The organism is Ruegeria sp. CDSC002, assembly GCF_059610905.1.
The window spans coordinates 320893-342253 of record NZ_JBXWOM010000001.1 but is presented as its reverse complement, the minus strand read 5'-3'; the positions used below and the strand labels follow the sequence as shown (position 1 = coordinate 342253).

24 protein-coding genes are annotated in these 21361 nt (G+C 57.5%); 11 read left to right on the top strand and 13 right to left on the bottom strand.

The genetic code is table 11. The features are described from left to right. Positions 1-9: 9 nt before the first annotated feature. Complete coding sequence (locus tag AC2FJE_RS01820) at positions 10-780, top strand: beta-keto acid cleavage family enzyme (protein WP_496753870.1); 771 nt, start codon at positions 10-12, stop codon at positions 778-780. Next, entirely contained in the window at positions 777-2099 is a 1323-nt protein-coding gene (locus AC2FJE_RS01815) for an aspartate aminotransferase family protein (RefSeq protein ID WP_496753872.1), read from the top strand. The genes AC2FJE_RS01820 and AC2FJE_RS01815 overlap by 4 nt, the downstream gene beginning before the upstream one ends. A gap of 87 nt (positions 2100-2186) precedes the next feature. On the opposite strand, the gene infC is transcribed toward AC2FJE_RS01815, so the two are convergent. From infC to cobA, 7 genes are all read right to left on the bottom strand, one after another. Continuing rightward, a complete protein-coding gene (infC, locus tag AC2FJE_RS01810; RefSeq protein WP_496753874.1) occupies positions 2187-2768 on the bottom strand; it encodes a translation initiation factor IF-3 in 582 nt (193 codons plus the stop codon). Positions 2769-2896: 128 nt separating this feature from the next. Further along, positions 2897-3730, bottom strand: a complete 834-nt coding sequence (locus AC2FJE_RS01805) for a ferredoxin--NADP reductase (protein WP_496754759.1) — start codon at positions 3728-3730, stop codon at positions 2897-2899. A gap of 107 nt (positions 3731-3837) precedes the next feature. Beyond that, positions 3838-4245 (bottom strand): DUF934 domain-containing protein, encoded by a 408-nt coding sequence (locus AC2FJE_RS01800; RefSeq protein ID WP_170557552.1) that lies wholly within the window; start codon positions 4243-4245, stop codon positions 3838-3840. Next, positions 4242-5003 carry a phosphoadenylyl-sulfate reductase gene (locus AC2FJE_RS01795; protein WP_282168401.1) on the bottom strand — a complete coding sequence of 254 codons (762 nt, stop codon included), beginning with the start codon at positions 5001-5003 and terminating at the stop codon, positions 4242-4244. Before AC2FJE_RS01795 ends, AC2FJE_RS01800 begins: the two co-directional genes overlap by 4 nt. Then, positions 4993-6657, bottom strand: a complete 1665-nt coding sequence (locus AC2FJE_RS01790) for a nitrite/sulfite reductase (RefSeq protein ID WP_282168400.1) — start codon at positions 6655-6657, stop codon at positions 4993-4995. Before AC2FJE_RS01790 ends, AC2FJE_RS01795 begins: the two co-directional genes overlap by 11 nt. A 68-nt stretch (positions 6658-6725) precedes the next feature. Continuing rightward, positions 6726-7040, bottom strand: a complete 315-nt coding sequence (locus AC2FJE_RS01785; protein ID WP_058271487.1) for a DUF2849 domain-containing protein — start codon at positions 7038-7040, stop codon at positions 6726-6728. Next, on the bottom strand, positions 7040-7816 hold the full coding sequence (cobA, locus tag AC2FJE_RS01780) for a uroporphyrinogen-III C-methyltransferase (RefSeq protein WP_496760534.1): 777 nt from the start codon (positions 7814-7816) through the stop codon (positions 7040-7042). Before cobA ends, AC2FJE_RS01785 begins: the two co-directional genes overlap by 1 nt. A gap of 143 nt (positions 7817-7959) precedes the next feature. Between cobA and AC2FJE_RS01775 the strand changes: the two genes are divergently transcribed. Beyond that, positions 7960-8439, top strand: a complete 480-nt coding sequence (locus AC2FJE_RS01775; RefSeq protein WP_058271489.1) for an Lrp/AsnC family transcriptional regulator — start codon at positions 7960-7962, stop codon at positions 8437-8439. Here the strand turns inward: AC2FJE_RS01775 and AC2FJE_RS01770 are convergent. Further along, positions 8436-9617, bottom strand: a complete 1182-nt coding sequence (locus tag AC2FJE_RS01770; protein WP_496754761.1) for a cytochrome P450 — start codon at positions 9615-9617, stop codon at positions 8436-8438. The genes AC2FJE_RS01775 and AC2FJE_RS01770 overlap by 4 nt on opposite strands. 47 nt (positions 9618-9664) lie before the next feature. Between AC2FJE_RS01770 and AC2FJE_RS01765 the strand changes: the two genes are divergently transcribed. From AC2FJE_RS01765 to AC2FJE_RS01740, 6 genes are all read left to right on the top strand, one after another. Then, positions 9665-11398, top strand: a complete 1734-nt coding sequence (locus AC2FJE_RS01765) for a sensor histidine kinase (protein ID WP_496753879.1) — start codon at positions 9665-9667, stop codon at positions 11396-11398. Further along, on the top strand, positions 11395-12624 hold the full coding sequence (locus AC2FJE_RS01760) for a sigma-54-dependent transcriptional regulator (protein WP_109311603.1): 1230 nt from the start codon (positions 11395-11397) through the stop codon (positions 12622-12624). The genes AC2FJE_RS01765 and AC2FJE_RS01760 overlap by 4 nt, the downstream gene beginning before the upstream one ends. Before the next feature lie 371 nt (positions 12625-12995). Then, a complete protein-coding gene (locus AC2FJE_RS01755; RefSeq protein ID WP_109311602.1) occupies positions 12996-13997 on the top strand; it encodes a DctP family TRAP transporter solute-binding subunit in 1002 nt (333 codons plus the stop codon). Between the two features lie 115 nt (positions 13998-14112). Then, positions 14113-14790 carry a TRAP transporter small permease gene (locus AC2FJE_RS01750; protein ID WP_058271493.1) on the top strand — a complete coding sequence of 226 codons (678 nt, stop codon included), beginning with the start codon at positions 14113-14115 and terminating at the stop codon, positions 14788-14790. Beyond that, positions 14790-16166 carry a TRAP transporter large permease gene (locus AC2FJE_RS01745; protein ID WP_109311601.1) on the top strand — a complete coding sequence of 459 codons (1377 nt, stop codon included), beginning with the start codon at positions 14790-14792 and terminating at the stop codon, positions 16164-16166. Before AC2FJE_RS01750 ends, AC2FJE_RS01745 begins: the two co-directional genes overlap by 1 nt. 325 nt (positions 16167-16491) lie before the next feature. After that, positions 16492-16803 carry a DMT family transporter gene (locus AC2FJE_RS01740; RefSeq protein ID WP_496753881.1) on the top strand — a complete coding sequence of 104 codons (312 nt, stop codon included), beginning with the start codon at positions 16492-16494 and terminating at the stop codon, positions 16801-16803. Between the two features lie 2 nt (positions 16804-16805). On the opposite strand, the gene tpiA is transcribed toward AC2FJE_RS01740, so the two are convergent. Continuing rightward, entirely contained in the window at positions 16806-17555 is a 750-nt protein-coding gene (gene tpiA, locus AC2FJE_RS01735) for a triose-phosphate isomerase (RefSeq protein ID WP_496754763.1), read from the bottom strand. A 121-nt stretch (positions 17556-17676) separates the two neighbouring features. Here tpiA and AC2FJE_RS01730 point away from each other — a divergent pair, with 121 nt between their 5' ends. Beyond that, complete coding sequence (locus AC2FJE_RS01730) at positions 17677-18588, top strand: isopenicillin N synthase family dioxygenase (protein ID WP_496753884.1); 912 nt, start codon at positions 17677-17679, stop codon at positions 18586-18588. Here the strand turns inward: AC2FJE_RS01730 and AC2FJE_RS01725 are convergent. Further along, the gene (locus AC2FJE_RS01725) at positions 18585-18950 is read right to left on the bottom strand and encodes a HesB/IscA family protein (RefSeq protein ID WP_058271498.1); all 366 of its coding nucleotides are present in this window, start codon (positions 18948-18950) and stop codon (positions 18585-18587) included. The genes AC2FJE_RS01730 and AC2FJE_RS01725 overlap by 4 nt on opposite strands. 199 nt (positions 18951-19149) lie before the next feature. Between AC2FJE_RS01725 and AC2FJE_RS01720 the strand changes: the two genes are divergently transcribed. Beyond that, positions 19150-19485 (top strand): hypothetical protein, encoded by a 336-nt coding sequence (locus tag AC2FJE_RS01720; protein WP_058271499.1) that lies wholly within the window; start codon positions 19150-19152, stop codon positions 19483-19485. A gap of 97 nt (positions 19486-19582) precedes the next feature. Here AC2FJE_RS01720 and AC2FJE_RS01715 read toward each other — a convergent pair whose 3' ends face one another. From AC2FJE_RS01715 to AC2FJE_RS01705, 3 genes are all read right to left on the bottom strand, one after another. Beyond that, entirely contained in the window at positions 19583-19945 is a 363-nt protein-coding gene (locus tag AC2FJE_RS01715) for an SUF system Fe-S cluster assembly protein (protein ID WP_058271500.1), read from the bottom strand. A 98-nt stretch (positions 19946-20043) separates the two neighbouring features. After that, positions 20044-20322, bottom strand: a complete 279-nt coding sequence (locus tag AC2FJE_RS01710; RefSeq protein ID WP_108858729.1) for an NfeD family protein — start codon at positions 20320-20322, stop codon at positions 20044-20046. Further along, positions 20322-21212: an SPFH domain-containing protein gene (locus AC2FJE_RS01705; RefSeq protein ID WP_058277825.1), complete on the bottom strand. Its 891-nt coding sequence runs from the start codon at positions 21210-21212 to the stop codon at positions 20322-20324. The genes AC2FJE_RS01710 and AC2FJE_RS01705 overlap by 1 nt, the downstream gene beginning before the upstream one ends. Positions 21213-21361: the final 149 nt, after the last annotated feature.

The window sequence follows — 21361 nt, the reverse complement described above, 5'->3', positions numbered from 1 at the left end:
GGTGCTCTTATGTCCAAAACACTGCCGCAATCGCATTCGCCCTATGTTCTGGTGGCGCCGAACGGTGCCCGGAGGGGGCATGCGGATCACGTTCAGCTTCCGGTGTCGGTGCAGGAGATCGTATCGACTGCACAAAGCTGTTTTCGGGCCGGTGCAGATGGGATTCACCTGCATGTGCGCGATGAACAGGGGCAGCATTCTCTGGATGCCGGGCGTTATCTTGAGACGATGTCCGAGTTGCGTCGTGCCGTGCCTGAAATGGACATTCAGATTACTACCGAGGCGGCGGGTATCTTTGATGTCCCGGCCCAATTGCACTGTTTGCAGCACGTAAAGCCAAAATGGGCTTCGATCTCGGTCCGGGAAATCGCGCGCGCGCCGGACCTCGCGGATAATGTTTACGGTCTGTGTGCCGAGCAGGGAACGCGCGTTCAGCATATTCTCTATGACGATGCAGATGCTGCGTTTCTGGCAGACTGGCAGGCCCGCGGGATCGTCCGCGACGGGCAAACTGATCGGCTGTTGGTTCTGGGGCGTTACACCACGGGGCAGGAAACTGCACCGGAAGACCTTGATCACTTTCGGCAAACCCACTCCGGTTGGATGGTCTGTGCATTCGGAAAGCAGGAACATGCTTGCCTAAAAACGGCTGCGGACCGTGGCGGGGATGTGCGGGTTGGATTTGAAAACAGTTTGACCGACCAGGACGGAAGTGCCTGGGCGAACAACGCAGCGTCGGTTTCGGCGCTGGTCGCGGTTTTGAAAGGACCTCAGCAATGAGCCACGTTTTTCCTCGTCATACCAAATCGAACCTGCCGGTCGCCGTTGGTGGCGACGGGTGTTACCTGATCGACGATCAGGGGCAGCGCTATCTGGATTGTGGTGACGCTGCGGTGTCGTGCCTCGGGCATTCGAACCCGGCGGTTGTCGAAGCCGTGCAGCGGCAGGTCGAACAGATCGCTTTTGCACATACCGGTTTCATGACATCCGAACCTGCCGAAGCACTGGCCGATCTGTTGGTGGAACATGCTCCTGATGGTCTGGACCGTGTGTATTTCGTCTCAGGCGGATCCGAGGCGACCGAGGCGGCGATGAAACTCGCGCGGCAGTACTTTCTTGAAATTGGCCAGCCCGAGCGTCGCCGGGTGATCGCGCGGCGGCAGAGCTATCACGGGAACACTTTGGGCGCGTTGTCGGCTGGAGGTAACGAATGGCGGCGCGCGCAGTTTGCTCCGATGCTGATCGAGATGACACATATCGCGCCCTGTTTCGAATACGCTGAAAAGCCGGATGCCGAGAGCAGTTTTGACTACGGCCAGCGCGTCGCGAATGAGTTGGAGGCCGAGATCCTTCGCTTGGGTCCTGAAACGGTTATGGCTTTCATGGCGGAACCCGTTGTGGGCGCAACGCTGGGCGCGGTTCCTGCCGTTGAGGGGTATTTCCAGCGTATTCGCCAGATCTGTGACCAATATGGCGTTTTGTTGATTCTTGATGAAGTCATGTGTGGCATGGGGCGGACCGGGCATTTGTTTGCCTGCGATCATGATGGGGTTTCGCCGGACATTCTGTGCATCGCGAAAGGGTTGGGTGCTGGATACCAACCGATTGGTGCGATGATGTGCACCGGGAAAATCTATAATGCAATCCGCGACGGGTCCGGGTTCTTTCAGCATGGTCACACCTATATTGGTCACCCGGTTGCGACAGCAGCGGCCCTGGCTGTTGTCACCGAACTGACCGTGCGCGCGTTGCCCGCGCGCGCCGGCGTGATGGGCGAAAAGCTGCAAGAAGCGTTGCGGGCCGAATTCGGACAACATCCAAATGTCGGCGATATCCGCGGCAGGGGGCTGTTTCGCGGGCTGGAGTTGGTGGCTGATCGCGAAACAAAAACACCGTTTGATCCGGCTCATGGCGTTGCAGGCAAAATCAAGAAAGCCGCGCTGACCGAGGGGCTGATCTGCTATCCCATGTCCGGTACGCGGGATGGTCGGGTTGGGGATCATGTCCTGCTGGCCCCGCCGTTCATCATTGAAGACGCGCAGATAGACGAGCTTGTGGGCAAACTTAGTCGGGCAATCTCGACCTCGATCCCCGGCTGAAGCGCCGCTTGGCCCGTACGATAGAACCAACAAAAAACCCTGTCAGAGCTGATCTGACAGGGTTTCAAATTCGATATGCACAGGGGTTTATTTCTGTGGCAACGGGCCGATCAGCATGATCATCTGACGGCCTTCCATCTTCGGCATGTTTTCAACCTTGCCGATCTCTTTGGTGTCGGCCGCAACACGTTCCAAAAGCTCACGACCCAGATTTTGGTGCGCCATTTCACGGCCGCGGAAACGCAGTGTCACTTTGACCTTGTCCCCGTTTTCAAGAAACTTGAACACATTCCGCATTTTCACGTCGTAATCATGAGTGTCAGTGTTGGGTCGGAATTTGACCTCTTTGATCTCAATGATCTTCTGTTTTTTGCGGGCTTCGGCTTCGCGTTTCTGCGTCTCGTATTTGAACTTACCAAAGTCCATGATCTTGCAGACCGGCGGGTTTGCGTTGGGCGAAATTTCGACCAGATCAAGACCGGCATCAACTGCCATCTGCATGGCTTTGGCGGGATGAACCACCCCGACATTTTCACCTTCAGCGCCAATCAGACGGATTTCGGGGGCACGGATCTTATCATTGACGCGGGGGCCGGTGTCTCTTTGCGGCGGCGCGTTGTGAGGTCTGCGGGCTATGGGTTCATTCCTTTGATGATTGCAGAATTTCAAGGCCGGAATTTAGACTGGCCTGCACGCCGATTCAAGCGGCATAAGTGCAGGCCAGGCCGAAAAAACCGGGTTTTGTCAGAGGTTTTTCGCCAGTCCGGGGCCAAATGCCCCGGAACCGGTGCATCGAGTTAGCCAACAAAGGCTTTTTCGATGACAAATTCCTTGGGTTCGGAATTGGCACCTTCGCGCAGGTCGAACTCTTCCAGAATCTTTTTGATGTCCAGGTTGAAGGCCAACGACCCACAGACCATCGCACGGTCGGTTTCCGGTTTGATGCCGCCTTCGATGCCCAGATCAGCAAAAACCGTGCCGTCTTTCAGCAATTCGGTGATGCGGCCCATCTTGGGGCTCTCTTCCCGTGTAGTGGTTGGATAATAGCGGATTTTGTCGGCAAAGCCTTCGCCCATCAGCTCGGCCAGCATCTCATCCTGGCGGATGCTTTCGATCAGCTGACGGCCATATTCCAATTCACCCACTTCGCGGCAGGTATGGGTGATGATGACCTCGTCGTAATCCTCATAGGTCTGCGGTTCGCGCAGCAAGGACGCGAAGGGCGCAAAACCGGTTCCGGTGGCAAAGAACCACAGGCGCTTGCCTGGCAGCAGAGCGTCATGCACCAGCGTGCCAACAGGCTTGGGGCGCAGGATGATCTGATCGCCCGGTTTGATGTGCTGCAGCTTCGAGGTCAGCGGGCCGTCCTGCACCTTGATCGAGTAGAACTCCAGCTCTTCGTCCCACGAAGGCGAGGCGATGGAATAAGCGCGCAGCAAAGGCTTCCCGTTGTCGCCCAGCAGGCCGATCATCACGAACTCGCCCGAACGGAACCGCAGCGAGGCGGGACGCGACACCTTGAAGGAAAACAGGCTGTCGGTCCAATGTTTGACGTCTGTTACGGTCTGTGCGTCCGGAAGGACGGGGGCCTTGATGGCGGTTACTTCGGTCACGGGTTTCATCTCTGTCATCGTTTCACTATCGGCTGGATAAACCGACATCTCCGTTTAATCTTTGATCCAAGTCAGGAAAAGGGGCTAAATGCCCCTATGAATTCACAAGCTGGCGATTGGCGATCTTAGCCGCGCAGGCGGGCCTGATAGTTGTGGTCTTTCCAATCGGCGCGGGCCAGCCACTGATCTTCGGGCTGGCGGTTGGCAAGCGCGTCGTCGATTTCGACCTCATCAAACCCGCTGCGGCGCGCCATTGCGTATTGGTCGGCCAGAACATGGCCTCTGGCCCGCAAACGACCGGTGTAGCCTTTCAGGCGCAACACGCGGGCGATGGTAAAGCCACGACCATCCGCCGAGGACGGAAAGTCCACACGAACCATGCGGGCGCTGCCCAGGCGGTCGACAAGCTCATCGGGGTCTGTGTCCGATGCCACGTCCAGCGCAACCACATCATTGGCCGCGTCCTCAAGCGTGACAAAGCCATCTGTCCAGTCGTCGGGGGCGAACCCCTCATCCGTTACGATTACGTTCATGTTTTCTCTCCAGCGCGCACCATCTTGCCGTCGACAAAATGGATGCCGCATTCTTCTTTGTTCTGATCGCGCCAGCGTCCGGCACGGGGGTCTTCGCCTTCTTTGACCGGCGAGGTGCAGGGCGCACAACCGATCGAGGGGTAACCTTTGGCCACCAGCGGATGCCGGGGCAGGTTGTTTTCATCCATATAGGCGCGCACGTCTTCGGGCGCCCAATGGGCCAGCGGGTTTACCTTGATCCGACCGGTGCCGTCTTCGACCTCAAAGAAGTCAAGTGCGGCGCGTGTGCCAGACTGGAACCGCTTCCGACCCGAGATCCAGCCGTCATAGCCCGCCAAAGCACGTTGCAGCGGGAAAGTTTTGCGCAGGTTGCAGCAGGCATCTGTGTCGCTCAGGCGCAAGGCGCCGTATGGGTCTTCGCGCTGAACATCCTCATCATCTGCGCGGATGATGTGGACGTTCTTCAGGCCAAGCCGATCTGATACGTCCTGCTGGTATTCCAGCGTTTCGGTGAACAGCATCTGCGTGTCCACGAACAGGACCGGCGTAGCTTTGTCGACCACGGCTGCCATGTGCAACAATACCACCGATTCCGCCCCAAAGCTGGAGACCAAAGCAAGCTCTTCGATTGCCTCCAACGCGCCATGCATGACGTCATGGGCACTGTGGTGGCGGAACTGGGTGTTCAGCGCTTCGACCTTTTCGGTCAGCTCTGCGCGGTCAACCCCCAGTTCCGTCTGGATCAGGTCAAGCGGCATTCGCTCGCGCCTCGGGGTAGAGGGCTGCCTTGAACGGTGCCATGCCTACGCGGCGATAGGTTTCAAGGAATGTCTCTTCGGCGCCGTCGCGCTGTTCCAGATAGGTTTCGACGATACGTTCGACGGCAGGCACGATCTCATCATAGGCAAAGCCCGGACCGGTACGGTCACCAACGGCCGCAGTTTCAGTCGCGTCACCACCCAGAGTGATCTGGTAGTTCTCGACGCCTGCGCGATCCAGACCCAGGATGCCGATGTGACCCACGTGGTGATGACCACATGCGTTGATGCAGCCCGAGATCTTGATCTTCAGGTGACCGATATCATGCTCAAGCTTCAGATCATCGAAACGGGTCGCAATTTCCTGTGCAACCGGGATCGAACGGGCTGTCGCCAGCGCGCAGTAATCCATGCCGGGGCAGGCGATGATATCGCTGATCAGGCCGATATTGGCGGTGGCCAACTCATGCTCTTTCAGACGAGCGTGGATCGCGGGCAGGTCCGACTTGTGGACATGCGGCAGGATCACGTTCTGCTCGTGGCTGATACGCAGCTCGTCATAAGCGAACTCTTCGGCCAGATCGGCCATCACGCGCATCTGCTCAGCAGTCGCATCACCCGGTGTCTGGCCGTGCTTTTTGATCGAGATCGTGACGATTGCATGGTCCGCGTTCTTGTGCGGCGCGATGTTGGTGTCGACCCACGACCGGAAGACCGGATCGTTGGTGTAGGCGCTTTCGAACGACGCGACCGAGGCTTCTCGGAAGGTTGGCGGGGCAAAGTGGCCCTTGATCTCTTCCAGCAGGTTCATGTCCGCGCCTTTGAACTGCGGGCGGACCTGCAGGAAACGCTCGTTGACCTTGGCGCGGATGGCGTCGATGCCATGCTCATGCACGGTGATCTTGATGCGGGCTTTGTACTTGTTGTCACGGCGCCCGATTTGGTTCCAGACCGAAACGGTGGCTTCAAGATAGGCCAGCAGGTCGTCAAAAGCGACGAATTCGGACAGTTCTTTACCGATCATCGGCGTACGGCCCAGGCCACCACCCACGATAACGCGGGCACCCAGAACGCCGTCACGCTCAACCAGTTGCAGGCCGATGTCATGCGCCTTGATCACGGCGCGGTCGTTTTCCGATCCGGTGATGGCGATCTTAAACTTACGCGGCATGAACTGGAATTCTGGGTGGTCGGTCGACCACTGGCGCAACAGTTCGGCATAGGGGCGCGGGTCTGCGACCTCATCCGCGGCGGCACCAGCGAAATGGTCGGCGGTCACGTTGCGGATGGTGTTGCCCGAGGTCTGGATGGCGTGCATGCCAACCTCAGCCAGCGCGTCCAGCATATCGGGCACGTCGTTCAGTTTCGGCCAGTTATACTGAATGTTCTGACGGGTCGTGAAGTGGCCATAACCTTTGTCCCACTTCTCGGCCAGCAGGGCTAGCTGACGCATCTGAGCGCTAGAGAGCGTTCCATATGGAATGGCAACCCGCAGCATATAGGCGTGCAGCTGCAGATACAGGCCGTTCATCAGGCGCAGCGGTTTGAATTCATCTTCGGTCAACGAGCCGTCAATGCGGCGCTCGACCTGCGCGCGGAACTGCGCGTTACGTTCTGCCAAAAATGCTGTGTCGAACTCGGAGTAGCGATACATGATTAGCTGTCCTTAGTTGCAGCCCCGAACCTTGGGGCCTTGAGAAGGGGAGAGAGAAGGGCCAGAGGTCAGGCCCGGGGCTGCGGGGAGGATTCCTGTTTGCCGTGGGCATAGTTGGACGGACCAGTGCGGCGGAAGTCTTCCCGGAAATGGGTGGGCTCGGGGCCGTTGTCGCCGGCGACGGCATCGGCAAGATAAGCACCAACGATTTTGCTGGCCTGACTAGAGGCATCCAGCAAGCGCACCTGCGCGTGCGCTTCATCGGTGATCAGCTCGGCCTCGGACAACTCCCGAGACCACTGGTCGTCTTCAGTCAGATAAATAACGTCACCTTCCAACAGGTCGTTGGCGGTCACCACTTTGGGGGTAAAAGCGCGGGCCATCAGGCGTGCTCCTTCTTAAATTCGGTCAGGGCCGCGGTCGCTTGGCGCGGGGCGAGGCCAAAAAAGGTCAGGGTAGGGCCATCCATTTCGGCGGCGTTCAAATCGGTGGGCAACTGGTCCAGCGTTGTTTCCAGAATGCGCTGATCGGGGCGCGTAGCGTTTTCGATCAACGTCACCGGCGTCTGGCGATCTGCATCGTGCATAATCAGGCGACCCTGAATGAAACGAGCGGACTTTTTGCCCATGTAAATCGCGGCAACCGAACCGGCGCGTGCCAAGGCAGTCCAGTCGTGATCCGCAAACCCTTTCATGTCGTGGCCTGTGAGAAAGCGTACCGACGAGTTGCGCCCACGCCGTGTCAGGCTTTGACCGATTCCGGCAACTGCCGCCGAAGCGGCGGTGATGCCCGGAACAATCCGCCACGAGATACCAGCAGCCTCAACCGCCTCGATCTCTTCATCCAGACGGCCAAATACGGTCGGGTCGCCGGACTTCAGGCGCACGACGCGCTGACCTTTCAAGGCGTGCTCAACCAGCAGGGCGTCAATGTCTTCCTGTTTCCACGATGGGCCGAAACCGGCCTTGCCGACATCGACCAGTTGGGCGGTCTTGCCGGCCAAGGCCAGGACCTCATCACTGATCAGACGGTCATGCAGAACGACATCCGCGCGCTCGAAGGCGTTCAGTGCCTTGAGCGTCAGCAATTCCGGATCGCCCGGACCCGCGCCGACAAAGTCGACATGTCCTGTGCCATCATATGATTGCGTAAGCTGCATTTCGTGTCCCGAGTGTGGTTTGACTTGTGTTGCAATATAGGAAATATTCCCGCCAATACGCCATATAGGCGAACAAATAAGGACAAATGTTCCACGCCAGCGGCAAAACGGGACATTGGTTTCGAAACGAAGGGAAATTTGGAATGTCGGTGCGGATTGATGATACGGATCGGAAAATTCTGGTCGAGCTGCAGCGGGACGCCAGTCAATCGCTGGACGAAATAGCCGCTCGTGTCGGCAGTTCCAAGACGCCGGTCTGGAATCGGATACGCAAGCTGAAAGGGGCCGGTGTGATAGGGCAGCAGACCGTTTTGCTGGACGCCGAAGCGCTGGGATTTGAAGCCACGTTTTTTGTTCTGATCCGCACCTCAGAGCACGAGGCTGACTGGCAGCACAAGTTCCTCAAGGCCCTGCGCGACAGGCCCGAAGTGCAAGAAGCGCATCGGCTGGCCGGGGACATCGACTATATCTTGAAGGTGCGGGTCAAGAACGCGCGTGCCTATGACGAATTCTATCAGGCGCTGATTTCAGAAGTGCGCGTGCACAACGTGACAGCCTTGCTGTCGATGGAAGAGATCAAGTCCACCACCATGTTGCCTCTGAAAGCGCTGATCGAAAGCTAGGTCTGCACCATCAGTTTGGTCAGCCCGTGGAAATGGTACGTGTTCGAAAACTCGGGCTCGGTGCTCAGGCGCAGGTTCGGATATCTGTCGAACAGCGTGGACAGTGCGATGCGCATTTCCATCCGTGCCAGAGGGGCGCCAACGCAAAAGTGCAGGCCGCCACCGAAACTGGTGTTCGTGACGATGGCGCGGGTGGGATCAAACCTGTCCGGGTTGCTCCAGACGGCAGGATCCCGGTTCGCAGCGCCCAATAGTAGCGCGACCTCATCACCACGTTTGAAACTGTGCCCAAATGCGTCGATGTCTTCATAAGCATAGCGGGTGAACATGTGCAGCGGCGGGTCAAAGCGCAGAATCTCTTCTACCGTGCGATCGATGCTGTCCGGCGCAAAGTGTTGCGGTCCGATGCCATTTTGCAAAACGGTCTTCACGCCGTTTCCAAGTGAATGCACGGTCGCTTCGTGCCCGGCATTCAAAAGCAGGATGCAGGTGGCGACCAGCTCTTCGCGTGAGAGCTTTTCGCCATCTTCTTCGGCCACGATCAACCGTGTGATCAGATCGTCCTGCGGATCGCTGCGGCGCTGCTCGATGTAGTCGATCAGAAAGTCGGTGAATGCTTGAGATGAAGCTGCGGCAGCGGTCTCAGTCTCGGGCGTACGGCTGGCTTGATACATCGCCACCATATCATGTGACCAGCGTAGCAGACTGGGTGACATATCCTCGGGCACGCCCAGAAGGCGGCAGATCGTGATGACCGGAACTTGGGTGCAAAAGGTAGAGAGCAAATCGAACGGTTGGTCGGGAAATGCGTCAATCAAAGAATGGGTTAGGTCGTGAATCGAAGGTTCCAGCGCCGATATGGCACGCGACGTGAATGCCCGCATCACCAATGCGCGCAAACGTGTGTGTCTTGGCGGTTCGGCTTCCAGCAACGAATGCGCCTCGACCGCCAGCCAAGGGGCAAGATGCGCCGGACCTGGGGTTCGCATTTCTTCGGGTACTTCCCGACCAAAGCGGCGGTCTTTCAAAAGCGCCGAGACCGCCCGGTGTGATACAGCCGCAATTTTCCCATAGTCTTCCCAATAGACCAGATCACCGCACGCGCGGGCCTGATCATAGAACGGGTAGGGGTTCTGCACGAATTCCGGATCGACCGGAGATTGAAATACCGTCTTCATGCGGCGCAGACTTGCCATGCGGCGCGCCGAATGCAAGACCCTATATCATGCAACGCGTTTGGGTCATTCTGGGATTTTTGTTTGCTGTCGGCCTGTTGACCGCAGGGGTCTGGTCCTATGGCTACCGTCAAGCGCTGTCGCAGCTCAGCGAAAAGGCCGAGGCTGACCTTGAACTGGCTGCCGACCGGCTCAGCACTCAGATGCAGGTCTATCAGGAACTGGCCGTGCTGATGGCCACGCATCCGGTCCTGCGCGCCCTAGAGACACCGGTGCAACAACAGGCAGCGCGCGCGATATTGCTGGACGTCGCCGACAAAACCTCGGCCGTCAACATGATGTATCTTGATCAGAGCGGGCAGGTTCTGGCCTCGGCGCAGCCGGTTGAGTGGCCAAACATGGCGAACCACCCCGCGTTTCGGCGCGCTTTGCAGGGCGCAATGGGCAGCGCGCACGGTGTTGTGGAAAGCAGCGGGGATCGCACCTATTCCTACGCCGCCCCGGCCTTTGGCGATGCTGGTCAGGTCGAGGGTGTATTAATCGTTGTGGCCGATGTGCAGGATGTGGAACAAACCTGGCGCGGCAGTACCGAGGCGGTGTTCTTCACTGACGGGGACGGCGTCGTGTTTATCTCAAACCGATCGGATTTGTTGTTTTGGCACCGGGACGAAGGACAGTTGGGCCTGACACCCCCAGACGGCGGGGTGGTCGATTTTGCCTCGGTTCTGGTCGGTCCGCACGAGGTCTGGCAACTGAATTGGGGGCGGTATCTGCCTAGCCGCGCTTTACACCTGATGCTGGACTTGCCGGTGATCGACATGACGGCTGAGGTTCTGGTCGATGTGGCCCCCGCGCAGCGTTTGGCGGGGTTGCAGGCGGCGACCGTTGCTGCAATCTGTCTGGCCTTCGGCGCGCTGTTGTATCTGGCGACCGAACGCAGGCGCACATTGGCCGAGGCCAACACGATTCTGGAAAGCCGGGTCGCGCAACGGACGCATGCGTTGACAGCTGCAAACACCGCGCTGCGCCATGAAGTGCGTGAACGTGAAGACGCAGAAGCGGCGCTGAAACACGCTCAGGAAGAGCTGATCCAGGCCGGTAAACTCAGCGCGTTGGGCCAGATGTCGGCGGGTATCAGTCACGAACTGAACCAACCGCTGATGGCGATTCAGCAATTCGCAGATAATGGCGCGGCTTTTCTATCCCGCGGCCGGGATGAGAAAGCGTCGGAGAACCTGGCGCGTATCTCTGCCATGGCGGCGCGCATGGCGCGCATCATCAAGAACCTGCGCGCCTTTTCGCGCAACGAAAGTGAACCGATGGGCAAGGTTAACCTGGTTCAGGTGATCGATACGGCGGTAGAGTTGACCGAGGCGCGGTTGCGGACCGAGGATGTCCGTATGGATTGGGCCCCGCCCAATAACCCGGTTTACGCATGGGGCGGCGAGGTGCGGTTGGTTCAGGTGTTCGTCAACTTGATTAACAATGCCGCCGACGCGATGAGTGGGCAAGACGACCGCCTCATCCGCATTGCGATCGACCGCGGCGACAAGCTGGCCGTGACTGTCCGCGATATCGGCCCGGGCATCGAAAACTCGGAAAAACTGTTCGAACCGTTCTATACGACCAAGGCTGTCGGAACCTCTGAGGGGATGGGGCTTGGGCTTTCGATCTCGTATGGTCTGGTGCAAAGCTTTGGGGGTAACATCCGGGGTGCAAATCTGGACACCGGGGCGCTGTTTACCGTCGAGCTTGAACCTTTCACGGAGCACGAGGTCGCATGACGCGGAAAATTCTACTGGTTGATGACGACGCTGCCGTCCGCGAAGCTTTGGCGCAAACACTTGAGTTGGCAGATTATGATCCGGTTACTGCGGGATCCTTTGTGGCAGCAAAAGACCATATTCGCGCCGACTTTCTGGGCGTGATCGTTTCGGACATCCGTATGCCGGGCCGGGATGGTTTTCATCTGCTGAACTACGCGCGTGAGGTTGATCCAGACTTGCCCGTTGTCCTGTTGACCGGTGAGGGCGACATCCCGATGGCGGTGCAGGCCATGGGACAGGGAGCTTTTGATTTTCTGGAAAAGCCATGTGCGGCGACGGACCTGCTGCCCGTGTTGGAACGTGCCTTTGACGCGCGCGCGCAGGTGATCGAACAGCGTGCCCTCAAATCAGAGCTTGAGCGCGGCGATCCAGCAGCGCGGCTTTTGTTCGGCCTGTCCGCACAGGCCGAGGCCCTGCGTGAACGAGTCCGATCCGTCGCCCCCACCGGGGCAGAAGTTCTGGTAACCGGGCCACCGGGCAGCGGGATATCGAAGGTGGCCGAAGTCGTTCATCTGATGTCGCCGGTCGGGCAGGGGCCGTTCGTCAAGCGCCCGGCCTCAGGGCTGACGCCCGAGGGGTTGGTACGCGTGTGCGAGGATGCGGCCGGTGGGTCGTTGTTCTTGGATGAGGTTTCGGCCATGCCAGACGCCACGCAATACGCCGCGCTTGAAATGATAGAGCAGGGCACCGGTTCACGGATTGTCGCGGGAACAACCGCAGATCTGGCGGTGCTGTCAGAGCAGGGCCAATTCAATGCCGACCTGTTTTATCGCCTGGATGTCATGCGTGTGCGCATCCCGTCGCTGGCGGAACGACCCGAAGATATTCCAGTGATCTTTCGCCATTATGTCGCGCAAGCGGCAGAACAGGCGGGCATTGCCGAACCCGAGATTACCTCGGAGCAACTTGCTTCCTTGATGGCCAGCGATTGGCCGGGTAACGCAAGATCGCTGATGTCGGCGGCGATGCGGTTCGTGTTAGGGATGCCGGAAGAGGTTGCACGTGCCGCTGATCTGGGGCTGAACGAGCAAATGGCGCGCGTAGAGCGGTCGTTGTTGATTGCGGCGCTGGGTCGGCACAATGGCAAAGCCTCGGATGCGGCAAGTGCGTTGAAACTGCCGCGCAAGACTTTTTACGACAAACTGGCGCGCTATCAGATTCGCCCAGAAGACTATCGGCGCTAACGGGGGCACCCGCCGCCTTTGACTGCATTATCATGTATTTAAAGGCGTTGGGCCGGGCAGCCTGCATTCGCAGGCTGCGGGTGGTCACCAGAGAATCAGGGGGTGAGTCGTTCGATCTGATTCGAAGTGCGTGCGGAAATCCGCACAGCTGGGGAAATAAATGTGCGGATTTTCGCACAACGGGTAGTGTCACTGCCTTTTGATGGCGGGGAAGTTCCTTCTAAAACTATGAAGTAAAATAAAAATATTTGAACTTTCCGAATTTCGAACAAAAAGTTGAGCGGTGCCCCTTGATTCGCTTCACTGCGCCACATGAGACGCCGATCTGGCGTTGACTGAAGGTTTCATGGAAGTCTGGGAGGAAAAGACAGATGAAATTCCTGACAACTGCCGCGACCGCGCTGGCGTTGAGTGTTACAGCAACCGCCGGTATGGCCGCGTGTGATGACGGCGAGATTGTCGTCAAGTTCGCGCATGTGACGAACACGGACAAACACCCCAAGGGCATCGCGGCATCGCTGTTGGAGCAGCGCGTCAATGACGAGATGAATGGCGTGATGTGCGTTGAGGTCTATCCGAACTCGACGCTCTATAATGATGACAAGGTGCTTGAAGCAATGCTTCAAGGCGACGTCCAGCTGGCCGCGCCGTCGCTGTCGAAGTTTGAGAAGTTCACCAAACAGTTCCGTCTGTTCGACCTGCCGTTCATGTTCAAGAACATTGACGCCGTGGATGCGTTCCAGGCCTCGGCGGATGGTCAGGCGATGAAAGACAGCATGCAGCGCCGCGGCCTGCAAGGGCTGGCGTTCTGGCACAATGGCATGAAACAGATGTCGGCTAATAAACCGCTTGAGGCTCCGTCGGATGCCGAGGGCCTGAAATTCCGTGTTCAATCCTCGGACGTTCTAGTTGCCCAAATGGAAGCCATTGGCGGCAGCCCGCAGAAGATGGCGTTCTCGGAAGTTTACGGTGCGCTGCAGCAGGGCGTTGTGGACGGCCAAGAAAACACCTGGTCGAACATCTATGGCAAGAAGTTCTTCGAAGTGCAGGACGGTATCACCGAGACCAACCATGGCATCATCGACTATCTGGTCGTGACATCGGTTGACTGGTTGGACAGCCTTGATCCCGAGGTGCGCGATCAGTTCCTGACCATTCTGGGCGAAGTGACCGAGACACGGAACAAGGAAGCCTTCTCGGTGAACGAAGCAGCCAAGGCCTCGATCACTGATGCCGGCGGAATCATCCGCGAACTGAACCCCGAACAGCGCCAGGCCTGGGTCGATGCGATGAAGCCCGTTTGGGACCAGTTTTCCGACGACGTAGGTCAGGATAAGATCGACGCCGCTCAGGCCATCAACGCCGGGTTCTGATCCCGGTTGAGGCCGCGTGTCCAAAGACTCGGGAGTGGCGGACACGCAGGCTGGGCGGGCTGTAATTTGGCCCGCCACACCTAACTCTCATCACCAATAATGTGGGGACAGAAAAATGTCTGGTTCGAAACCCGGCCAAGGCGGGCTGGTCGACCATATCGAAGAGACCATGATTGCCGCTCTGTTGGGCGTGATGACGGTCGTAACTTTCGCCAACGTGATCGCACGCTTTGTGTTCAATTCCAATATCTTATGGGCGCTTGAGCTGACGGTTTTCACCTTTGGCTGGCTGGTTTTGCTGGGGGCTTCTTATGCGGTCAAGAAACACGCGCATCTGGGTGTTGATGCAATCCTGAACATGCTGGCCCCGGCGCCGCGCCGCATTCTGGCGCTGATATCGGTGGCGTGCTGTCTGGTGTTCTCGCTTCTGCTTCTGAAAGGGTCGTATGACTACTGGGCCGTGTTTGCGGACCTGCCGCCAACATCGGGCCGCTGGTTCCCGACCGGGTTCAATTTCGACGCACGCAGCCAGAGTTTTTACGAAGTGGACGATATTCCGATGGTCGCGCCGCTGCGCTTCCTCGAGGATCTGATCAACTACGGCGAGGGGTATGAAAAATTGCCCAAGGTGGTGCCGTATCTGGTGTTGCCGGTGTCGATGCTGCTTCTAGTGATCCGCTTTGCTCAGGTCGCAGTACAAATCTGGCGTGGTGAGACCGACCGTCTTGTTGCCAGCCACGAAGTCGAGGACGAGATCGAAGAAGTTCGGGCTCAGCAAGGAGAGCATGACTAATGGACGTCGTACTTCTATTCTCTATGGTCATCGGCCTGTTGTTGATCGGTGTGCCGATTGCGGTGGCCCTGGGTCTCAGCTCGACCCTGTTTCTGCTGATTTATTCCGACAGTTCGTTGGCTTCGGTCGCGGGAACCCTGTTCGAAGCCTTTGAAGGCCACTTTACCCTGTTGGCGATCCCGTTCTTCATTCTTGCTTCGTCCTTTATGACGACCGGTGGAGTGGCGCGTCGGATCATCCGCTTTTCCATCGCCTGTGTCGGACACTTGCCTGGCGGTCTGGCGATTGCGGGTGTCTTTGCCTGTATGCTGTTTGCCGCGCTGTCGGGGTCGTCTCCGGCAACGGTTGTGGCCATCGGTTCTATCGTCATCGCCGGTATGCGGCAGGTTGGCTATTCCAAGGAATTCGCTGCCGGTGTGATCTGTAACGCGGGTACCCTGGGCATTCTGATCCCGCCGTCCATTGTCATGGTGGTTTATGCCGCCGCCGTTGAGGTCTCGGTCGGGCGGATGTTCCTTGCGGGCGTCATTCCGGGCCTGATGGCGGGTCTGATGCTGATGGTCACGATCTACGTTATGGCCAAAGTCAAGAATCTGCCCAAGGGTGAATGGAAAGGTTGGGGCGAGATCTTTATCTCGGCCCGCGAAGCCGGTTGGGGTCTGTTCCTGATCGTCATCATTCTGGGTGGCATCTATGGCGGTATCTTCACACCGACCGAAGCCGCTGCTGTCGCTGCCGTCTATGCCTTCTTTATTGCCAGCTTTGTCTACAAGGACATGGGTCCGCTTAGCACCAATGGGGATGGGCAGAACATTTCGCTTCTGAAGAAACCCTATGCTCTGGTCACGGCGTTCTTTCACCCCGACACCAAGCACACGCTGTTTGAAGCCGGTAAACTGACGGTGACTTTGCTGTTCGTCATCGCCAACGCGCTGATCCTCAAGCACGTGCTGACCGATGAACAGGTGCCTCAGCACATCGCAAGTGCAATGCTATCGGCGGGATTGGGACCAGTCACCTTCCTGATCGTGGTCAACGTAATCCTGCTGATCGGTGGCCAGTTCATGGAACCTTCGGGACTGTTGGTCATCGTGGCACCTCTGGTGTTCCCGATCGCCATCGAGTTGGGCATCGACCCGATTCATTTGGGCATTATCATGGTGGTGAATATGGAGATTGGGATGATTACGCCTCCGGTCGGACTGAACCTGTTCGTGACTTCGGGCGTGGCCGGTATGCCGATGATGAGCGTTGTGAAGGCGGCGCTGCCGTTCCTGGCCGTGCTTTTCGTCTTCCTGATCATGGTGACTTACATACCGTGGATTTCGACCTTCTTGCCCAATACCTTCATGGGGCCAGAGATCATTACGAACTAGCGGTTTCTGTGAAAGAATAGAGGGCCGGGTCTTTCGTCAGACCCGGCCTTTTTTGCGTGCGGAATCGATCCAGACAACCGGAAACCCATTCGATACCACCCTAAACGCGAACCCATCAGTTTCGTGTCACCGGTTGATTTGCCACATTTAGAGTTTCATCTCATCAATCGGGCGACGATCTTTTGCCCGCCTGGGTGTCCCTATGTGCTCAATTAAGAGTCCGACCTCTTGAACCCCGGTTCAGTGGGTATATCTTTCAACCGAGGACGACCTCGCCGATTTGGCTGATCATTCGGGACGACCCGAAGAGATATGAGGTGTCCAAATGCCCTGGATATTATTGCTATTCGCTGGCCTGCTGGAAATTGTCTGGGCCGTCGCCATGAAGCAATCCGCCGGTTTCACGCGCCTATGGCCTACGGCCCTGATGGGCGTGTCGATGATCGGATCGTTCGGATTGCTTGCCCTTGCGATGCGCGATCTGCCTTTGGGCACGGCCTATACGATCTGGACCGGCATCGGTGCAGTCGGGGCCTTTATGGTCGGCGCAATGTTTCTGGGTGAGGCGCTGACTGCGCCCCGCCTGGTCGCGGCGGCCCTGATTGTGGCGGGGCTGGTGACGATGAAATTGGCTTGACCTCAGGCGTTTTGCAGGGCGTAGATAATGCCAGAAAAGTCTTCGGCTTTTAGGCTTGCGCCGCCCACCAGCGCCCCGTCTACGTTGGACACTGCAAAGATCTCGGCTGCGTTGCCCGGTTTGACCGAACCGCCATAGAGCAACCGGACCGAGCGGCCGACACCTTCGCCAAATCGACGCTCCAGCCGGGCGCGGATGAAGTCGTGCACTTCTCCGATCTCGTCCAGGGTGGGAACCTTGCCGGTGCCAATAGCCCAGATTGGCTCATAAGCGACGATCAGGTTTTCGCCGGTTGACTGGTCTGGGATCGAACCGGACAACTGTCCGCCGATTATGTCCAGCGTGTTCGCGGCCTCACGCTGCTCCAGGCTTTCGCCGACGCAAATGATGGCTTTCAGGCCCGCGTCCATCGCGGAACGTGCTTTGGCGCGGACATCCTCATTCTGCTCGCCGTGATCTTCGCGCCGCTCTGAATGCCCAAGAATGACAGCGCTTGCCCCTGCATCAAACAGCATCTGAGCACTGACATCGCCAGTATGTGCGCCGGATTCGGCTGCATGGCAATCCTGACCGCCGACGGTAATTCCAGTGTCTTTCACCGTCTCAGCCGCGCGATGCAGCAGGGTCGCTGGCGGGCAGATCAGGACGTCCACTGATGCATCAGGATACGATTTAGCCAGCGACTGGAGCTCAGGCAATGCAGCCGCGGTTCCGTTCATTTTCCAGTTTCCAGCTGCCAGCTTGCGCCGCATAACGCGTACCCCCAAATAAGTCGTTGTTTGCTCATCGGATAGCACCACCAGCCGGGCCTGACAATTCCGGTTGCAAAGGTCGGACCACAACGGCAGGTTCCGCGTCATTGTGGAGGGCGGCATGATCGACGATCTGGATCTGAGAAAACTGGATGAACGCGAGGCTTCGGAGATGGCAAAGCTGTTGCATGCCATCGGCGAAGTTGGGTTTCTAACGGTGTCGAACACCGGGTTGAGCGCGGACCAAGTCGGAAACGTGATCGAGGTGTATCGCGACTTCTTCCATTTGCCGGACGCCCAGAAAAAAACCGTTGATATGGCGATGACGGGTTCAAACCGAGGGTGGGGCGCGCCGCGATCAGAACAGGTCGACCCAAAGGCCAATCCGGATTTCAAGGAAGTGTTCGACTGTGGTTTCGAATTGCCTGCGGGAAATTCTTATGCCGGAAAAGGGCTCAGTGTGTATGCTCCGAACCTGTGGCCGAATAATCCCGTGGATTTCCAGCATATTATCAGATCTTACTACAGTGACGCTTGCAATGTGGCGATGCGCGTTCTTCGGGCCATTGCGGTCGCTTTGGGCCGGGATGAACTCAGCTTTGACCGTGCCTTTGACACGCCAATGGCCCTATTGCGCGGGAACTACTATCCAGAACGCCCGGTATGGGCAGGTGATCGGGATTTCGGCATCGGGGCGCATACAGACTACGGTTGCCTGACATTGCTGGCCACGGACGGGGTCTCAGGGCTTGAGGTCCGCATGCCGGATAACAGCTGGCAACCTGTCTCTGCGGCGCCTGGTACATTCATCATCAACTTTGGAGAGATGCTGGAATTCTGGATCGCCGGAAAAGTCAAAGCCACCGAGCATCGCGTCATAGGCGGGACGCAGGAACGCATTTCGGTCCCGCTTTTCTTTAACCCGTCCTACGACACCAATGTTGCTCCGCCAAGCTCAGGCAAAACGATCAGCGCAGGTGACCATCTTACCCGGCGCTACAACGAAACCTATCTGCACCTGCAGGCGACTTAGTTTTGTGTGGAAAGCGTCTCGTCAAATTTGATGGATTCGCCGCAACCGCAAGCGTCCACGACATTCGGGTTGCGGAACTTGAACCCGGCTTCCAGAAGCGAGACCTCATAGTCGATTTCAGTTCCGAACAAGAACATCTGCGCCATTGGCGCGATCATGATGCGGGCACCGTCCTGTTCGACCACTTCGTCATTGGTATCGGCTTCATCCACGTAGTCCATGGTGTATTCCATGCCAGCGCAGCCGCCTTTCTTGACGCCAATGCGCAACCCGGCGTGACCGCCGGTCGCCATCAGGCGCGCGATCTGCTCGGCCGCTTTGGTCGTCATTGTCACGGCCTGTTTGCCGGGAATGCCAAACATGATGGTCTCCGTTGCGCTACGTTATCCCCAATCTAGGGCCGAGAGGCGTCAGGCTCAAGACATAGCAGACCTGCTGACCTAAGTTTTACCGGCGGTGATGTCGCCAAACGACCAACTACCACAGCAAACTTGCGTCACTCCCGGTCTTCGCCTTAGCCTGACGGTTGTAACAAGATATTTGAGCGAAGGGCGAAGGAAGATGGTGAAGATCAGGCATTTCCACAGAAAAATCATCACTATACAAGCTATTGCTACGGTGTTTCTGACCGCAGGTCTGGCGCATGCAGCAACGGATGGCGCTCGGCATCCGGTGAATTGCGCAACCGCCGAGGGGGATCTGCGGGCTATCGCCGCCGAAAAGAAGCACGCAGAAGACCAGCAGGCAGAAAGTATCATTGCGATCACTCCTGCCGGTGCATTGCTGGGACTGGTCACGGGAACCGAGCAAAAAAGGCTCAGCATGTTGAATGGCGATTACGTCAAAGAGCTGGATCAACGCGCTGCCGAGATAAAATCGACCTGCGGCGTGGAATAGGCCGCTCGGGTCCCATGACGTAAAAAGGGCTGCCTCGGTTCAAAGACAACCCTTTTGTTATCCTTCAATGCTTTACTCGGTAAAGCTAAGCGAAATTCTACATGAATCCCAGTTCAAGACGTGCTTCGTCTGACATCATCTCCATGCCCCAGGGGGGCTCCCATGTAAGCTCGACGTCAACCTCTTTGACGCCAGCGACCGGTTCGATGGCCTCGACAATCCAGCCCGGCATTTCACCGGCGACCGGGCATCCGGGTGCGGTCAGTGTCATTATGACCTTCACCGCGTTTTCCTTGGTGATATCGATCGTGTAGATCAGACCCAGATCGTAGATATTCACCGGAATCTCGGGATCGAAGACGGATCTGCAAGCCTCGACCACGGAATCGTAGAGTGGATGATCGATGGTCGAAGGCGCGATCAGCGGCGTACCTTCGAACTGTTCACTTGGATGGGTCATTCGTGCCTCGGGGCTGTTACCTGAGAAATTATATAGGGAAAGGCCGGGGCAGCGTCCAGTGGTGCCGTGTGGCCCCCGGGACGCTGCGTCGATTTGGATCAATCGTTGATATCGTGGCGGAAGGTTTTCACCTGGCCATGGGGCAGGGCGAACATGCGCCGCAGAATCAGCCAGGCCACAAGCGAAAGACCCGCAAAGATCAAAAGCAAGACCGCCAGGCTCGGGGCAAAACCAGGGATCACAAGCAAAAGCCCTGTGACCGCCGCTCCAATCGCAAAGCCAAGAAAGATGAACCCCGGCAAGACGATCTCAAGTATGCCCAGAGCTAGCGCTCCGGCCAGCCAGAGCCACCATGTTAGCCAGAAGGGATCAGCCATTACTTTCCTCCTTTCAACATCTTGAAGGCATCGCCAAAGGCCTCAAGCGCATTGGCGGGAACCACGATGGTCTGCGACCCGGTGCCGTTACCCAGCGCGTTCAGGGATTCGACCTGCTTCAACGCGACCTGATACTGGGCAGCCTCGATACCATTGTCCTGAATGGCCTTGGCGACCACGCCGGTTGCATAAGCTTCGGCCTCGGCCTGAATACGGCGGGCTTTTGCGGTCTGCTCGGCCGCATAAAGTTCCGCGTCGGCATTCAATTCGACCGAACGTTTCTGACCTTCAGCCTCGGTCACCTGCGCGCGGCGGGCGCGTTCGGCGTTCAACTGCTGCAACATCGCATCGCGTGTGGCCTGATCCAGGTTTACGTCCAGAATCTCGGCGCGGGTGACTTCGATCCCCCAGTCGTCAACGGCAGTTTCGACGCTTTCCTGAATGCGTTCAATCAGTTGCGCGCGATTGGACTGCACCTCATCCAGATCCATTTTACCGATTTCGGCACGGACGATACCTGCAACGGTTGTTGCAATCGCTCCGTCGACGTCACGGATACGGTACACGGTCTTTTCCGGTTCAAGAATGCGGTAAAACACCGAGGTATCGATCTGAACCAGAACGTTGTCCTTGGTGATCGCGTCCTGCGTCGCATTCGGTAGCTGGCGTTCAAGAATGGATATCTTGTGACGCGCAACATCAAGAAAAGGAACGATAAAGTTGATTCCGGGGCCAAGCACCGAGTGCAGGCGGCCAAAGCGTTCAACCACGTATTTTTCGGACTGAGGCACAATTTTGATGCCTTTGAAAATAACGACGACAATCAGAACTGCCGCAAGCAGGTAAATGATGTTCGATGTTAGCAACCCAATGATCTGTTCTTCGGTCATATCTGTCCTCTGTATTATTGTGTACTATGGTATACACTTGGGGATTGACTCGCCCATTTTCAACTCTGGTATGGCGGGAATGGGGATAGATGCAAATCTCTGAAAACCACAATGTAGCGTGGAATATTTTGAATGTGGCTGCTTTGCAT

Bases quoted from the DNA above. Each gene is read 5' to 3' on its own strand.
- tpiA (WP_496754763.1), bottom strand. From the start codon at position 17,555: ATGCGGCGCAAGCTGGCAGCTGGAAACTGGAAAATGAACGGAACCGCG.
- AC2FJE_RS01770 (WP_496754761.1), bottom strand. From the start codon at position 9,617: ATGAAGACGGTATTTCAATCTCCGGTCGATCCGGAATTCGTGCAGAAC.
- AC2FJE_RS01750 (WP_058271493.1), top strand. From the start codon at position 14,113: ATGTCTGGTTCGAAACCCGGCCAAGGCGGGCTGGTCGACCATATCGAA.
- AC2FJE_RS01800 (WP_170557552.1), bottom strand. From the start codon at position 4,245: ATGAACGTAATCGTAACGGATGAGGGGTTCGCCCCCGACGACTGGACA.
- AC2FJE_RS01760 (WP_109311603.1), top strand. From the start codon at position 11,395: ATGACGCGGAAAATTCTACTGGTTGATGACGACGCTGCCGTCCGCGAA.
- AC2FJE_RS01795 (WP_282168401.1), bottom strand. From the start codon at position 5,003: ATGCCGCTTGACCTGATCCAGACGGAACTGGGGGTTGACCGCGCAGAG.
- AC2FJE_RS01745 (WP_109311601.1), top strand. From the start codon at position 14,790: ATGGACGTCGTACTTCTATTCTCTATGGTCATCGGCCTGTTGTTGATC.
- AC2FJE_RS01710 (WP_108858729.1), bottom strand. From the start codon at position 20,322: ATGGCTGATCCCTTCTGGCTAACATGGTGGCTCTGGCTGGCCGGAGCG.
- AC2FJE_RS01720 (WP_058271499.1), top strand. From the start codon at position 19,150: ATGGTGAAGATCAGGCATTTCCACAGAAAAATCATCACTATACAAGCT.
- AC2FJE_RS01740 (WP_496753881.1), top strand. From the start codon at position 16,492: ATGCCCTGGATATTATTGCTATTCGCTGGCCTGCTGGAAATTGTCTGG.
- AC2FJE_RS01730 (WP_496753884.1), top strand. From the start codon at position 17,677: ATGATCGACGATCTGGATCTGAGAAAACTGGATGAACGCGAGGCTTCG.
- AC2FJE_RS01790 (WP_282168400.1), bottom strand. From the start codon at position 6,657: ATGTATCGCTACTCCGAGTTCGACACAGCATTTTTGGCAGAACGTAAC.
- cobA (WP_496760534.1), bottom strand. From the start codon at position 7,816: ATGCAGCTTACGCAATCATATGATGGCACAGGACATGTCGACTTTGTC.
- AC2FJE_RS01765 (WP_496753879.1), top strand. From the start codon at position 9,665: ATGCAACGCGTTTGGGTCATTCTGGGATTTTTGTTTGCTGTCGGCCTG.
- AC2FJE_RS01755 (WP_109311602.1), top strand. From the start codon at position 12,996: ATGAAATTCCTGACAACTGCCGCGACCGCGCTGGCGTTGAGTGTTACA.
- AC2FJE_RS01725 (WP_058271498.1), bottom strand. From the start codon at position 18,950: ATGTTTGGCATTCCCGGCAAACAGGCCGTGACAATGACGACCAAAGCG.
- AC2FJE_RS01775 (WP_058271489.1), top strand. From the start codon at position 7,960: ATGTCGGTGCGGATTGATGATACGGATCGGAAAATTCTGGTCGAGCTG.
- AC2FJE_RS01705 (WP_058277825.1), bottom strand. From the start codon at position 21,212: ATGACCGAAGAACAGATCATTGGGTTGCTAACATCGAACATCATTTAC.
- AC2FJE_RS01820 (WP_496753870.1), top strand. From the start codon at position 10: ATGTCCAAAACACTGCCGCAATCGCATTCGCCCTATGTTCTGGTGGCG.
- AC2FJE_RS01805 (WP_496754759.1), bottom strand. From the start codon at position 3,730: ATGACAGAGATGAAACCCGTGACCGAAGTAACCGCCATCAAGGCCCCC.
- AC2FJE_RS01785 (WP_058271487.1), bottom strand. From the start codon at position 7,040: ATGGCCCGCGCTTTTACCCCCAAAGTGGTGACCGCCAACGACCTGTTG.
- AC2FJE_RS01815 (WP_496753872.1), top strand. From the start codon at position 777: ATGAGCCACGTTTTTCCTCGTCATACCAAATCGAACCTGCCGGTCGCC.
- AC2FJE_RS01715 (WP_058271500.1), bottom strand. From the start codon at position 19,945: ATGACCCATCCAAGTGAACAGTTCGAAGGTACGCCGCTGATCGCGCCT.